The 13066-nt window shown below is 73.2% G+C and carries 10 protein-coding genes, 1 pseudogene and 1 riboswitch; of the genes and pseudogenes, 9 read left to right on the forward strand and 2 right to left on the reverse strand.

What is annotated here, in order from left to right:
- Positions 1-87: 87 nt before the first annotated feature.
- Both ACFYP5_RS05445 and ACFYP5_RS05450 read right to left on the reverse strand, forming a co-directional pair.
- Positions 88-1215, reverse strand: coding sequence for an alpha/beta hydrolase (locus ACFYP5_RS05445; RefSeq protein ID WP_389030941.1), 1128 nt, complete (start codon positions 1213-1215; stop codon positions 88-90).
- Positions 1216-1295: 80 nt separating this feature from the next.
- Positions 1296-2018: a class II aldolase/adducin family protein gene (locus ACFYP5_RS05450; RefSeq protein WP_389030944.1), complete on the reverse strand. Its 723-nt coding sequence runs from the start codon at positions 2016-2018 to the stop codon at positions 1296-1298.
- 292 nt (positions 2019-2310) lie between these two features.
- Between ACFYP5_RS05450 and ACFYP5_RS05455 the strand changes: the two genes are divergently transcribed.
- The 9 genes and pseudogenes from ACFYP5_RS05455 (at position 2311) to cobC (ending at position 12907) form a co-directional block, all read left to right on the forward strand.
- The gene (locus ACFYP5_RS05455) at positions 2311-3591 is read left to right on the forward strand and encodes an anion permease (protein WP_389030946.1); all 1281 of its coding nucleotides are present in this window, start codon (positions 2311-2313) and stop codon (positions 3589-3591) included.
- 12 nt (positions 3592-3603) lie between these two features.
- Positions 3604-3837, forward strand: coding sequence for a hypothetical protein (locus ACFYP5_RS05460; protein WP_389030949.1), 234 nt, complete (start codon positions 3604-3606; stop codon positions 3835-3837).
- 151 nt (positions 3838-3988) lie between these two features.
- Positions 3989-4120: riboswitch (cobalamin riboswitch) on the forward strand.
- 150 nt (positions 4121-4270) lie between these two features.
- Complete coding sequence (locus ACFYP5_RS05465; RefSeq protein WP_389030952.1) at positions 4271-5251, forward strand: cobalamin biosynthesis protein; 981 nt, start codon at positions 4271-4273, stop codon at positions 5249-5251.
- A complete protein-coding gene (locus tag ACFYP5_RS05470; RefSeq protein WP_389030955.1) occupies positions 5248-6807 on the forward strand; it encodes a cobyric acid synthase in 1560 nt (519 codons plus the stop codon). The genes ACFYP5_RS05465 and ACFYP5_RS05470 overlap by 4 nt, the downstream gene beginning before the upstream one ends.
- 175 nt (positions 6808-6982) lie before the next feature.
- Positions 6983-8998 (forward strand): putative cobaltochelatase, encoded by a 2016-nt coding sequence (locus ACFYP5_RS05475; RefSeq protein WP_389030958.1) that lies wholly within the window; start codon positions 6983-6985, stop codon positions 8996-8998.
- Positions 8998-9606 carry a cob(I)yrinic acid a,c-diamide adenosyltransferase gene (gene cobO, locus ACFYP5_RS05480; protein ID WP_030920034.1) on the forward strand — a complete coding sequence of 203 codons (609 nt, stop codon included), beginning with the start codon at positions 8998-9000 and terminating at the stop codon, positions 9604-9606. The genes ACFYP5_RS05475 and cobO overlap by 1 nt, the downstream gene beginning before the upstream one ends.
- The gene (locus tag ACFYP5_RS05485) at positions 9600-11141 is read left to right on the forward strand and encodes a cobyrinate a,c-diamide synthase (protein ID WP_389030961.1); all 1542 of its coding nucleotides are present in this window, start codon (positions 9600-9602) and stop codon (positions 11139-11141) included. The genes cobO and ACFYP5_RS05485 overlap by 7 nt, the downstream gene beginning before the upstream one ends.
- 188 nt (positions 11142-11329) lie before the next feature.
- Positions 11330-11710 (forward strand): annotated as a pseudogene (locus tag ACFYP5_RS05490) (cobalamin biosynthesis protein); the annotation flags it as partial.
- Between the two features lie 117 nt (positions 11711-11827).
- Positions 11828-12907 (forward strand): Rv2231c family pyridoxal phosphate-dependent protein CobC, encoded by a 1080-nt coding sequence (cobC, locus tag ACFYP5_RS05495; RefSeq protein WP_389030964.1) that lies wholly within the window; start codon positions 11828-11830, stop codon positions 12905-12907.
- Positions 12908-13066: the final 159 nt, after the last annotated feature.

The raw sequence follows: 13066 nt of genomic DNA on the forward strand, positions 1-13066 counted from the left end.
GGCCCGAAAGCCCAAACGGAACCCGAATTCGCGACGGAAGGGGCGGTGGACCGGGGCCGGACCAACCGGTTGATCCATCGCATCAGGTCACATCAGGGGCGTGAGGAAGCGCCGCATGGTCTCTTCGTAGCGGGCCGGAGCGGCATTCCACATTGCCGCATGCGGAGCCTGCGGGACGGGGTGCAGGGCGACCAGGTCGGGGCGGCGCGCGGCGAGATCGCGGGACGGCTGCCAGGGGGCCAGGGTGTCGTCGGGGCCGTGGAAGATCAGCGTCGGGACGTGCAGAGCCGGCGGGATGGAGGTGTCGAGGAGTCTGGCTCCGTGGAGTCCGGTCTGGCCCTGGGCGGCGCGGACGGCGAGCGGCATCAGTGCGGAAGGCACACCGTGGGCGGCTGCCAGGGCGCGCAGAGTGGTGGCCCAGTCGAGCACCGGGGAGTCCAGGACGAGGCCGCAGATCCGGTCGCGGAGAGCGGAGTTGACGGCCGCGTGCAGGGCCATCGAGGCGCCGGTGGACCAGCCGTGCAGGACGACCTTCTCGGCGCCGTACCGCACGGCGAAACGGATCGTCGCGTCCAGGTCTCGCCATTCGGACTCGCCGAGGTGGGCGAGGCCGTCCGGGGAACGTGGGGCTCCGGGGTCGCCTCGGTAGGCCGGGTCGAGGACCGGGAGCCGCAGCCCGTGCAGGAATTCCATGACATTCATGGGGTGCTCGCGGGTGGTGCCGAGGCCGTGCACGGTGATGACCCAGGTGTCCCGGGCGCCGGGCAGGAACCACGCGGGCAGGGAGCCGAGTTCGCCGGGGATCTCGACGTCCTGGTGGTCGAGTCCGAGGGCGGTGCCCGGGTCGCCGCTGTGCAGCGCGGGGGTGATCCGGACCTGGGTGCCGGGTTCCAGGGTGCCGCTGTTGACGCGTTCCAGTCGGCGCACGACGGCGTCGGCGGCGTGCGGCGCCTGTTCGATCACGGGGCCGACGACGGCGTGGACGCCGTCGCCCATCAGTCCGTACGTACCTGGCCGGAGCGCGGCAAAGGAGCGGGTGAGCGTGACCTGTCCGGCCGCCGTGGCGTGCACGGTGAGCTTGCGGTCGGCGGGGAGGGGACGGCCGGACGGCACCCGGAGGGCGGCGTCGCTGGCGTACCGGCCGGCCGCGACCGCTGCCGCGCCGACGCCGAGGACGGTGATGACGGCTGCTGCCGTCGCTGTAGCCGGGCGCACCGCTTCAGTGTCGGGCGGCGTGCCGCGCCGTGCCAGTGGGCGGGGGCCGTCCGGTGGCAGGACGGGGGCGCCCCTTCCCGTCAGCCGGGCTGTCCGTATCCCTTCAGGGCGTCCTGCACCTCGTCCAGCTGGGCCCGGGTGAGCAGGGACGGGGAGTGGCCGGGGACGGAGACGGCGGTGAGCCAGAGCCTGCACATCCATTCGAGCTGGGCGGTGCGGTCGTAGGCCTCGTCGAGGGTGGATCCGTAGGTGACGGTCCCATGGTTCCGGAGCAGACAGCCGGTGCGGTCGCGCAGGGCGCCCAGCATGTTGTCGGCCAGCTCCTTCGTTCCGTACCGCGCGTAGGCCGCGGTACGGACGGGGCCGCCGAGCATGGCGGCGGCGTAGTGCACGAGCGGGACCTCGGGGACGAGGGTGGAGACGGCCGTGGCGTGTACGGCGTGGGTGTGCACGACGGCGGCCGCGTCGCTGTTGCGGTAGACCGCCAGATGGATCGGGAGTTCGCTGGTCGGGACCAGTTCGCCGAGGACCTGGCGGCCCTCCAGGTCGACGGCGACGGTGTCACCGGGGCCGAGCCGGTCGTAGGGCACACCGCTCGGCGTGACCAGGACGAGGTCGCCGACCCGCGCCGACACATTGCCCGAGGTCCCGACGACCAGGCCCTCCGCCGCGGTCCTGCGAGCGGTGGCGACGACGCCGTGCCAGGCCCGCTCGACGGCGTCCTGTGCGTCATGTGCGGCGTGTGCATCCTGTGTGTCCTGCACGGCTGTTGCGCCGCTTCCGTCCTCATCCCGATCGCTCATGGGGCAATCCTGTCAGCGGTGCGGGCGCGACAGGGAACCGTCGGGTGACCGACATCTCTTTGTCGGATTTTCCGGCGGATTCGCCCTCGGAATCGGCGGCCCGCAGGACGGGGCGTGGCGGCGAATTCCGGCCACCGCACGCCCTGCGGTGACCCCCGGCTGCCATGCGGCTGGCGAAACGATCAACGCCACTCCGCTTTGAGTCACCACAGGGCCCCGTCCAGTTCATCTTCCGTTCACCCAGGTTGCCTACGGTCCACGAGCCAATGACGTCGAACGATTGCCTGGGTAAATGGAACACATCACGCTGCTCCTCGCGATTGTGATCGTGACAGCTCTAGTGTTCGATTTCACGAACGGTTTCCATGACACCGCCAACGCGATGGCGACCACCATCTCGACCGGCGCTCTCAAACCCAAGACAGCGGTGGCCATGTCCGCCGCTCTCAACCTGGTCGGCGCGTTCCTGTCGGTCGAGGTCGCCAAAACGATCTCCGGCGGGATCATCAACGAGAACGGGCTGCGGACGGAAGTCATCTTCGCGGCCCTCGTCGGCGCCATTCTGTGGAATCTGCTGACCTGGCTGGTCGGCCTGCCGTCCAGTTCCTCCCACGCCCTCTTCGGCGGTCTCATCGGCGCCGCGGTGATGTCGGCGGGCTGGTCCTCGGTCGACGGCGGCACCGTCGTCACCAAGGTGCTGCTCCCCGCGGTCGCCGCCCCGGTCGTCGCCGGTCTCGCCGCACTGCTGGCGACCAGGCTGACGTACCGAATCAGCGGGAAGGTCCGTAACGACGCCCAGGAGAAGGCCACCGCGAAGGGCTACCGCGCCGGCCAGATCGCCTCGGCCGGACTGGTCTCGCTCGCCCACGGCACCAACGACGCGCAGAAGACCATGGGCATCATCACCCTCGCCCTGGTCACCGGCGGCGTTCTCTCCCCCGGCTCCAACCCGCCGGTCTGGGTCATCGTCTCCGCGGGTATGGCCATCGCGCTCGGCACCTACCTCGGCGGCTGGCGCATCATCCGCACCATGGGCAGTGGCCTCACCGAACTCAAGCCGCCGCAGGGCTTCGCCGCCCAGACCAGCGCGGCCACGGTCATCCTGGCCTCCTCGCACCTCGGCTTCTCCCTCTCCACCACCCAGTCGTGCTCCGGCGCGGTGATGGGTGCGGGCCTGGGCCGCCGGGGCGGTGTGGTCCGCTGGTCCACCGCGACCCGGATGTTCGTCGCCTGGGGTCTGACCCTGCCGGCCGCCGGTCTGGTCGGTGCGGGTGCGGAGTTCCTCACCAAGCAGGGCACCTGGGGTGTCGTCGTCGTCGCCATGCTGCTGATCGGCGGCTCCGCCGCCATCTGGCTGCTGTCCCGCCGCAAGCCGGTCGGTCACGGCGATGTCGCTCCCGCCGCCGAACCGGCGGGTGTCATCACCACCGCCATCGCGGCCGTCACCCCGCCGCCCACCGGGGCCGCCGCTCCGGCCACCACGGCGGACGCGACCGCAGCCACGGACCTCAAGTCCACCATCCCGGCCCCGGCCGGAACCGTCGCCGATCCGGCGCGGCCCGCCACGGTGTAAGGACAGATCACCATGAACATCGACTGGGCAGCTCTCGGCTCCGTCTTCGGCGTCTCGCTCGTCGTCACCGTGGCGCTGGTGGGCCTCTTCACCCTGGGCATCGTCGGCCTCTCCAAGCAGCCGGAACCGGCGGCGCAGGGCGGCTCCGGCTCGGGCTCCCTGGTACTCGCCCGCACCGGCGCCTACGTCTGCTTCGGGCTCTGCGCGGCCGCGGTCGCGTACGGGATCTATCTGATCGTCGCCTGAGCACCCACCCGCACGTCCCGTCGGGCCGGACACACCTCGCGTGTGTCCGGCCCGATGTGCGTCTGCGCACACTGCGCCACCGCAGGTCAAGGCCAGGTTGACGGGCATTCGCGGAGCGTGGTGGACTGCCGGAGCCATTTACGGCGACAGCAGAGGAAGCCGGTGCGAATCCGGCGCGGTCCCGCCACTGTCACCGGGGAGCAGTCCCCCACACCGGAAGTCACGGCTCGCGCAGGCGGGCTGGAAGGCCGGGGGAACTGCGGATCCGGGAGCCAGGAGACTCTCGCCGCCGGTCACGTCGAACCAGGGCGCGGACCCTGAGTGAGGACATATCGCCATGCCCGGCTGCCGTGCGTCGTCGTCCGTTTCTGTGCCGCTCCCACCGGGAGCCGGCTGTACGAAGGTCCTTCGAGGCGCAACGGCCGGCTGAACCGTGCGAGCCGACCGCATCTTCGCGTACGGCGCCACGGCCGGTCTGATCGGCGATCAGCTGCTCGGTGATCCCCGCCGGCGGCATCCGGTCGCCGCGTTCGGACGGGCCGCCGCGGCCGTCGAGCGCCGCCTGTGGCGCGACCACCGCGGGTGGGGCGCACTGCACACCCTGGTCTGCGCCGGAGGCGCCGCGGCCGGAGCCGCGCTGGCCGCCCGTGCCGTACGCCGTCGTCCCGCCGCATCCGTCGCCCTCACCGCCGCCGCCACCTGGTCGGTCGTCGGCGGCACATCGCTGGGGCGGGAGGCCCGCGCCATCGGCCGCGCGCTGTCCGCCGGTGACATCGCGCTGGCCCGTGAGCGGCTCCCCCATCTGTGCGGCCGCGACCCGCACTCCCTCGACGGGCCGCAGATCGCCCGCGCCGTGGTGGAGTCCGTAGCCGAGAACACCTCCGACGCGGTGGTCGGCGCGCTGGTGTGGGGCGCGCTGGGCGGCGTGCCCGGACTCGTCGCCTTCCGGGCCGTCAACACCCTCGACGCCATGGTCGGGCACAAGTCACCCCGCCATCTGCGCTACGGCTGGGCCTCGGCCCGGCTGGACGACGTCGTGGGCTGGCCCGGTGCCCGGCTCACGGCCGCGCTCGCCGTGGTTGCCGGTGGGCATCCACGTCGGGCGGTACGGGCCTGGCGGGCCGACGCCGGCAGCCACCCGAGCCCCAACGCGGGGCCGGTGGAGGCCTCGTTCGCGGGCGCGCTCGGCGTACGGCTCGGCGGGACCCTCGCGTACGGCGGCCGTGTCGAGCACCGGCCGGTGCTGAACGGCGCGGCCGGCCGTGCGGTGCGGACCGAGGACATCGAGCGCGCGGTGCGGCTGTCGCGCCGGGTGGGGGTGCTGGCCCTCGGCGTGTGCGCGGCGGGCCGGCTGATCGCGGGACGGCGGTCGTCCACGGGGCGGCGCCCGGCCGCGGGACGGAGCGGAACATGAGCGGCGGACTGCTGGTCGCCGGGACCACGTCGGACGCGGGCAAGAGCGTCGTCACGGCAGGCATCTGCCGCTGGCTGGTCCGCCAGGGGGTGAAGGTCGCGCCGTTCAAGGCGCAGAACATGTCGCTGAACTCGTTCGTCACCCGCGAGGGCGCGGAGATCGGACGTGCGCAGGCGATGCAGGCCCAGGCGGCCCGGGTGGAGCCGACCGCGCTGATGAACCCGGTACTGCTCAAGCCCGGCAGCGACCGCTCCAGCCAGGTCGTCCTGATGGGCAGGCCGGTGGGCGAGATGAGCGCACGCGGCTACCACGGGGGGCGGCAGGAGTCCCTGCTCTCCACGGTCGTGGACTGTCTGGAGCAGCTTCGGGGCACGTACGACGCGGTGATCTGCGAGGGGGCGGGCAGCCCGGCCGAGATCAATCTGCGCCGCACCGACATCGTGAACATGGGGATCGCGCGGGCCGCGCGGTTCCCGGTGGTCGTCGTCGGCGACATCGACCGCGGCGGTGTCTTCGCCTCCTTCTTCGGTACGACGGCGCTGCTCGGCGCCGAGGACCAGGCGCTGATCGCGGGCTATCTGGTCAACAAGTTCCGCGGCGACGTTTCGCTGCTGGAGCCGGGGCTCGACATGCTGCACGGGCTGACCGGGCGGCCGACGTTCGGGGTGCTGCCGTTCGCCCATGGCCTGGGCATCGACGAGGAGGACGGGCTGCGGGTCTCGCTGCGCGGGGCCGTACGCGAGTCGGTCGTCGCGCCGCCGCACGGCGAGGACGTGCTGCGGGTCGCGGTGTGCGCGGTGCCGCTGATGTCGAACTTCACCGACGTGGACGCGCTGGCCGCCGAACCGGGTGTGGTGGTGCGGTTCGTGGACCGGGCGGAGGAGCTGGCCGACGCCGACCTGGTGATCGTGCCCGGCACCCGCGGCACGGTGAAGGCGCTGGCCTGGCTGCGCGAACGGGGAATGGCCGACGCGCTGCTGCGGCGGGCCGCGCAGGGACGTCCGGTGCTCGGTATCTGCGGCGGGTTCCAGGTGCTCGGTGAGCGCATCGATGACGAGGTGGAGTCGCGGGCCGGGCAGGTCGATGGGCTCGGGCTGCTTCCGGTACGGATCCGGTTCGACCGGGAGAAGACCCTGGCCCGGCCGGTCGGTTCGGCGCTCGGGGAGCCGGTGGAGGGGTACGAGATCCATCACGGGGTCGCCGATGTGCGGGGCGGCGAGCCGTTCCTGGACGGGTGCCGGGTGGGGGCGGTGTGGGGGACGCACTGGCACGGCTCGCTGGAGAGCGACGGCTTCCGGCGGCGGTTCCTGGCGGAGGTCGCGAAGGCTGCCGGACGGCGGTTCGTGCCGGCGCCGGACACGAGTTTCGGGGCGCTGCGGGAGGAACAGCTGGACCGGCTGGGGGATTTGATCGAGGAGCATGCGGATACGGGGGCGCTGATGCGGCTGATCGAGGCGGGGGCGCCGGAAGGACTGCCGTTCGTGGGCCCCGGTGCCCCGGAGGTGCCGGCGGCCCGTGGGGTGCGTGGCGCCGGGGTGGCCGGGGGGTCGGCGTGAGAGGAGCGCCCGCGGCGGGCTCGTCTCCCGCCCCCGCCCCTTCCCGTGGCCGGGGCTCCGCCGCCGCCCCCGGGAATCAGGCGCAGTACGGGCTGAGCAGCCGCCCGGACACGCTGGACGGCGGGCCTGGACGGGGCGCCGGTTCATGGATGGATGACGTCGTCGAGGAGGCTTTGTGAGTACCCCGTATCCCTTTACTGCCATCGTCGGGCAGGACGATCTGCGGCTCGGACTGTTGCTGAACGCCGTATCGCCCGCTGTCGGTGGTGTGCTCGTGCGTGGGGAGAAGGGAACCGCCAAGTCCACCGCCGTGCGTGCGCTTGCCGCGCTCATGCCCGAGGTCGATGTCGTCTCCGGGTGCCGGTTCTCCTGCGACCCGGTGTCGCCCGATCCCGCTTGTCCGGATGGGCCTCACGAGGCCGGGGGCGGCGTGTCGCGGGCGGCTCGGACCGTGGAGCTGCCGGTGGGCGCGTCCGAGGACCGGCTCGTCGGGGCGCTCGACATCGAGCGGGCGCTCGCCGACGGGGTCAAGGCGTTCGAGCCGGGGCTCCTCGCCGATGCACATCGCGGAATCCTGTACGTCGACGAGGTCAATCTGCTCCACGACCACCTGGTGGACCTGCTGCTGGATGCGGCGGCCATGGGCGCCTCGTACGTGGAGCGCGAAGGCGTCTCCGTACGGCATGCCGCGCGGTTCCTGCTCGTCGGGACGATGAACCCCGAAGAGGGCGAGCTGCGGCCGCAGTTGCTCGACCGGTTCGGGCTGACCGTCGAGGTCGCGGCGTCGCGCGAGACCGACCAGCGGGTCGAGGTGGTGCGGCGGCGGCTCGCCTACGACGACGATCCGGCCGGGTTCGCCGCCCGGTGGGCCGATGAGGAAGGTGCGTTGCGCGAGCGGATCGTTGCCGCGCGGACGCTGCTTCCCCAGGTGGTGCTCGGGGACCGTGCCCTGCGGCAGATCGCCGCCACCTGTGCGGCGTTCGAGGTCGACGGGATGCGCGCCGACATCGTGATGGCCCGCACCGCGACCGCACTGGCCGCGTGGGCGGGACGTACCGACGTGCTCGCCGAGGACGTCCGGCAGGCAGCGCTCCTCGCGCTCCCGCACCGGCGCCGCCGCAACCCGTTCGACGCGCCCGGTCTCGACGAGGACAAGCTCGACGACACGCTGGAGCAGAACAGCGGTGAAGGGGACGGCGGCGGGGACGACCCCGACCCGGACGGGCCGGGTGGGGGTGGGCAGCCACCGCAGGGGGACGGGCCCGACACGCCGCCGCAGCCCGAGACGGGGGACGGCGACACGCCCGGACTCCCCTCGCAGGGCCGCCCGGCCGGGGGCGGTGAGCAGCAGCCCGTACGAGCTGCCGAGCCGTTCCGGACGAAGATGCTCAGCGTGCCGGGGATCGGCGAGGGTGCGGCAGGGAGGCGGTCCCGGGCGCGTACCGAGCACGGTCGCACGACCGGTGCGCGGCGGCCCGAGGGCCCGCTGACCAAGCTGCATCTGACGGCGACCGTGCAGGCCGCCGCCCCGCACCAGCACGCGCGCGGACGCACCGGGCGCGGCCTCCTGGTGCGGCGCGATGATCTCCGGCAGGCCACCAGGGAGGGGCGCGAGGGGAACCTGGTGCTCTTCGTCGTGGATGGATCCGGGTCGATGGCCGCCCGGCAGCGCATGGGCGCCGTGAAGGGCGCGGTGCTGTCGCTGCTGCTGGACGCGTACCAGCGGCGGGACAAGGTCGGTCTGATCACCTTCCGGGGCAAGGGCGCCGAAGTGGCGCTGCCGCCGACGTCGTCCGTGGACACGGCCGCCGCACGCCTGGAGACGCTGCCCACCGGTGGACGTACCCCCCTCGCGGCGGGGCTGCTGAAGGCCCATGACGTGCTGCGGGTGGAACGGCTGCGCGATCCGTCGCGGCGGCCGCTGCTGGTCGTGGTGACGGACGGACGGGCGACCGGTGGCCCGGACCCGGTGGCGCTGGCCGCGCGGGCCGCGCGGCTGCACGAGGCCGAGGGCACCGCGTCCGTCGTCGTGGACTGCGAATCGGGGGTCGTGCGGCTCGGGCTGGCCGGCCGGTTGGCGGGCGAGCTCGGCGGCACCGCCGTCACGCTCGACGAGCTGCGGGCCGACTCGATCGCCGGACTTGTCAGGGACGTTCAGGGAACCAACGGATCCAACAGGAGGGCCGCTTGATGCCGCAGGGACAGCCGACCACCGTGCCGGACGACGGGCTGACGACTCGCCAGCGCCGCAACCGTCCACTGCTCTTCGTCCACACCGGAATCGGCAAGGGCAAGTCGACGGCCGCGTTCGGACTCGCGCTGCGCGCCTGGAACCAGGGCTGGCCGATCGGGGTGTTCCAGTTCGTCAAGTCGGCGAAGTGGAAGGTCGGCGAGGAGAACGCACTGAAGGTGCTCGGCGCGAGCGGCGAGGGCGGCACGGTCGCATGGCACAAGATGGGTGAGGGCTGGTCGTGGGTGCAGCGCGGCCTGCACGGCGACAACGCGGACAACGAGGAGAAGGCCCGGGAGGGCTGGGAACAGGTCAAGCGTGACCTGGCTGCCGAGACGTACAAGCTGTACGTGCTCGATGAGTTCGCGTACCCGATGCACTGGGGCTGGATCGACACCGACGAGGTGGTCGAGGTGATGCGCAACCGTCCCGGCACGCAGCATGTGGTGATCACCGGGCGCAATGCGCCGGAGAAGCTCGTCGAGGCCGCCGATCTGGTGACCGACATGTCGAAGGTGAAGCACCCGATGGACGCCGGGCAGAAGGGCCAGAGGGGCATCGAGTGGTGACGATTCCGCGACTGGTGATTGCCGCGCCGGCCTCCGGCAGCGGCAAGACCACCGTGGCGACGGGTCTGATGGCGGCATTCACCCGGCGCGGTCTCGCCGTGTCGCCGCACAAGGTCGGACCCGACTACATCGACCCCGGCTATCACTCGCTGGCCACCGGGCGGGCGGGGCGCAACCTCGACGCGTACATGTGCGGGCCGGAGCTGGTCGCTCCGTTGTTCGCGCACGGGGCGCGTGGGTGCGACCTGGCGATCGTCGAGGGCGTGATGGGGCTGTACGACGGGGCTGGAATCCAGGCAGGGCGCAATGCGCTCAGGCAGGGTGGTAGCGGGCGACGGGCTGGGCAGGGCGATTTGGCATCGACCGCCCATGTCGCGAAGTTGCTGCGGGCGCCGGTGGTGCTGGTCGTGGACGCTTCGTCGCAGTCGCGGTCAGTCGCCGCGCTGGTGCACGGCTTCGCCTCGTGGGATCCGGAGGTACGGATCAGCGGGGTGATCCTCAACAAGGTCGGCTCGGACCGGCACGAGATGCTGCTCCGGGATGCGCTGGACGAGTCCGGTGTGCCGGTCATGGGGGTGCTGCGGCGGGCCGAGCAGGTGGTCACGCCCTCGCGTCATCTCGGACTGGTGCCCGTGGCCGAGCGGCGGGGCGCCGCGGTGGCCGCAGTCGCGGCGATGGGCGCGCAGGTGGGCGACGGGTGCGATCTGGATGCGTTGATGGCGTTGGCCCGGTCGGCGCCCCGGTCGCCTGCGGGTTCCGGGGCGTGGGATCCGGCGGAGGCCGTGCGGGGTGCGGCGGGGGGCGGGGACGCCTACGACACGGCTGTCCCGCTGCCCGTCCCCTCCCGGAACCGGGGCTCCGCCCCGGGGCCCGGCCCCGGTCCGCGGACACCGGACGGGCGGGAGGATGGTGGCCCTGGCGGGTCCGGTCGCGGCCGGCCCGTCATCGCCGTGGCCGGGGGGCCTGCGTTCACCTTCTCCTACGCGGAGCACAGTGAGCTCCTCGCCGCCGCCGGGGCGGAGGTCGTGACGTTCGATCCGCTGCGGGACGTGGCGCTGCCCGAGGGCACCCGGGGTCTCGTGATCGGCGGCGGGTTCCCGGAGGTGTACGCCCCCGAGCTGTCCGCCAACGAGCCGCTCCGCAAGGCCGTTGCCGATCTCGCGGCCGCCGGGGCACCGGTCGCCGCCGAGTGCGCCGGGCTGCTCTATCTCTCGCGTTCGCTCGACGGACTGCCGATGTGCGGGGTGCTCGACGCCGAAGGCCGGATGTCGAAGCGTCTGACGCTCGGTTACCGGGAGGCCGTCGCGATCACCGACAGTACGTTGGCCGCGGTCGGCACACGGCTGCGTGGGCACGAGTTCCACCGGACGGTGCTGGAGCCGGGCGCCGGCCCCGCGCCCGCATGGGGCATGCATCTGCCGGAGCGGCGAGTGGAGGGCTTCGTGCAACAGGGCGTCCATGCCAGCTATCTGCATACGCACTGGGCTTCGGCGCCGGCCGTCGCCCGGCGGTTCGTCCGGCGGGCCGCGGGATGACACCGCCGCTCCGCGATGCTCACAGCGGCGGCGGTCGGTGACGCCATGGGCGACCCGGCCGCCCGCCGCGGTCATCAGGAACGCGCCGGGCGCGACGAACACCGCCACGGAACTCCGGCCGGCCGATCGGCCCCGCTGCCGCGTCCCCTGACCGCCCCCTCCCTCGAGTCCGCGAAAGGATCTCACCCATGGCTCTGCTGGTCGTCGGGGTCGGGGCGGGCAGCGGTGTGACGGTCGACGAAGTGCTGGGGCTCGTCCTTTCCGTACTGCGCGAGGCCGGTCTCCCGCCTCACACCGTCGTGGAGTTGGCGACCGTCGACGCCAAGGCGGGCGAGCCGGGGATCGTCGGCGCGGCGGCGCGGCTGGGCGTACCGGTGCGTGCGTACCGCGCGGACGAGCTGGCCGGGGTCGTCGTGCCGAATCCCTCGGGTGTGTCGCTCGCAGTGACCGGCACGCCGTCGGTCGCGGAGGCGGCGGCTCTCGTCGGCGCGGACGAACTGCTCGTACCGAAGCGGAAGTCGACCCCCCGGGGGCGGACGGGGAAGGTGACGTGTGCGGTGGCCCGGCGGGCGTAGCACGCGCATCCGGATCCGACCGTTGCGTGGAGCCCGGTGGCGGGCACATAGTCGTCCTGCTGTCGCTCCACCCACGGTCATGAACTCACCCCCCACACCCCCCTGGAAGTCATGCACACTCCCACTGAGAGTCCCGACGTGAACAGCGCGGGCGGGCACGATCTGCGGCACCACGGTGACGCGGAGGTACGCGGCCGGGATCTGACCGATCTCGCCGTCAACGTACGCACGGATACGCCCCCGGCCTGGCTGCGGGAACGGATATCCGCCTCTCTCGCCACGCTCGCCGTCTACCCGGACGGCGGCCCGGCGCGGGCCGCCGTCGCTCACCGGCACGGGCTGCCGGTGGAGCGGGTGTTGTTGACGGCGGGCGCGGCGGAGGCGTTCGTACTGATCGCCCGGGCGCTGCCGGCCCGGCGGCCGGTCGTCGTCCATCCGCAGTTCACCGAGCCCGAGGCGGCGCTGCGCGCGGCCGGGCACGAGGTGGGGCGGGTGCTGCTGCGGGCCGAGGACGGCTTCCGGCTGGATCCGGCGGCCGTGCCCGATGAGGCGGATCTGGTGGTGGTCGGCAATCCGACCAACCCGACGTCGGTCCTGCATCCGGCGGCCGCACTGGAGAAACTGGCCCGCCCCGGACGCACGTTGGTGGTCGACGAGGCATTCATGGACGCGGTCCCGGGAGAGCGCGAGGCGCTGTGCGGGCGTACGGACATCCCCGGCCTCGTCGTGCTGCGCAGCCTCACCAAGACATGGGGGCTCGCGGGACTGCGGATCGGTTACGTACTGGCTGCCCCGGAGGTTATCGGCGCACTGCAGGAGGCCCAGCCGCTGTGGCCGGTGTCCTCGCCGGCGCTGGCGGCGGCCGAGGCGTGCATGGAGCCGCGGGCGCTCGCCGAGGCGGCCGCGGCGGCGGACCGGATCGCGGTGGACCGGGCCCATCTGGTCGCGGGGCTCATGGAGTTCGCCGAGGTGCGGATGGCTGAGCCGGCCGACGGACCGTTCGTGCTGGTCCGGTTGGAGCAGGGCGCACAGGTGCGGGAGCGGCTGCGGACGCTGGGTTTCGCGGCGCGGCGCGGCGACACTTTTCCGGGGCTCGGCCCCGAGTGGCTGCGGCTGGCCGTACGCGACCGTGTGACCACCAACCGCTTTCTGCAGGCGCTCGATCAGGCGCTGGTGCTCGTCGGCCGCTGACGGCCAGGGGCCGACGGCCGCCCTCACGCACGGGCGGGGAGCGGGGGGGGGGGGGGGGGGCCCCCCCCCCCCCCCCCCCCCCCCCCGGGGCCCCCCCCCCCCCCCCCCCCCCCCCCCCCCCCCCCACCGCCGAAGCCGCCCCCACCCCCGCGGCCCCCC

It is taken from the genome of Streptomyces sp. NPDC005262 (assembly GCF_042872425.1).
Taxonomy (GTDB): Bacteria; Actinomycetota; Actinomycetes; order Streptomycetales; family Streptomycetaceae; genus Streptomyces.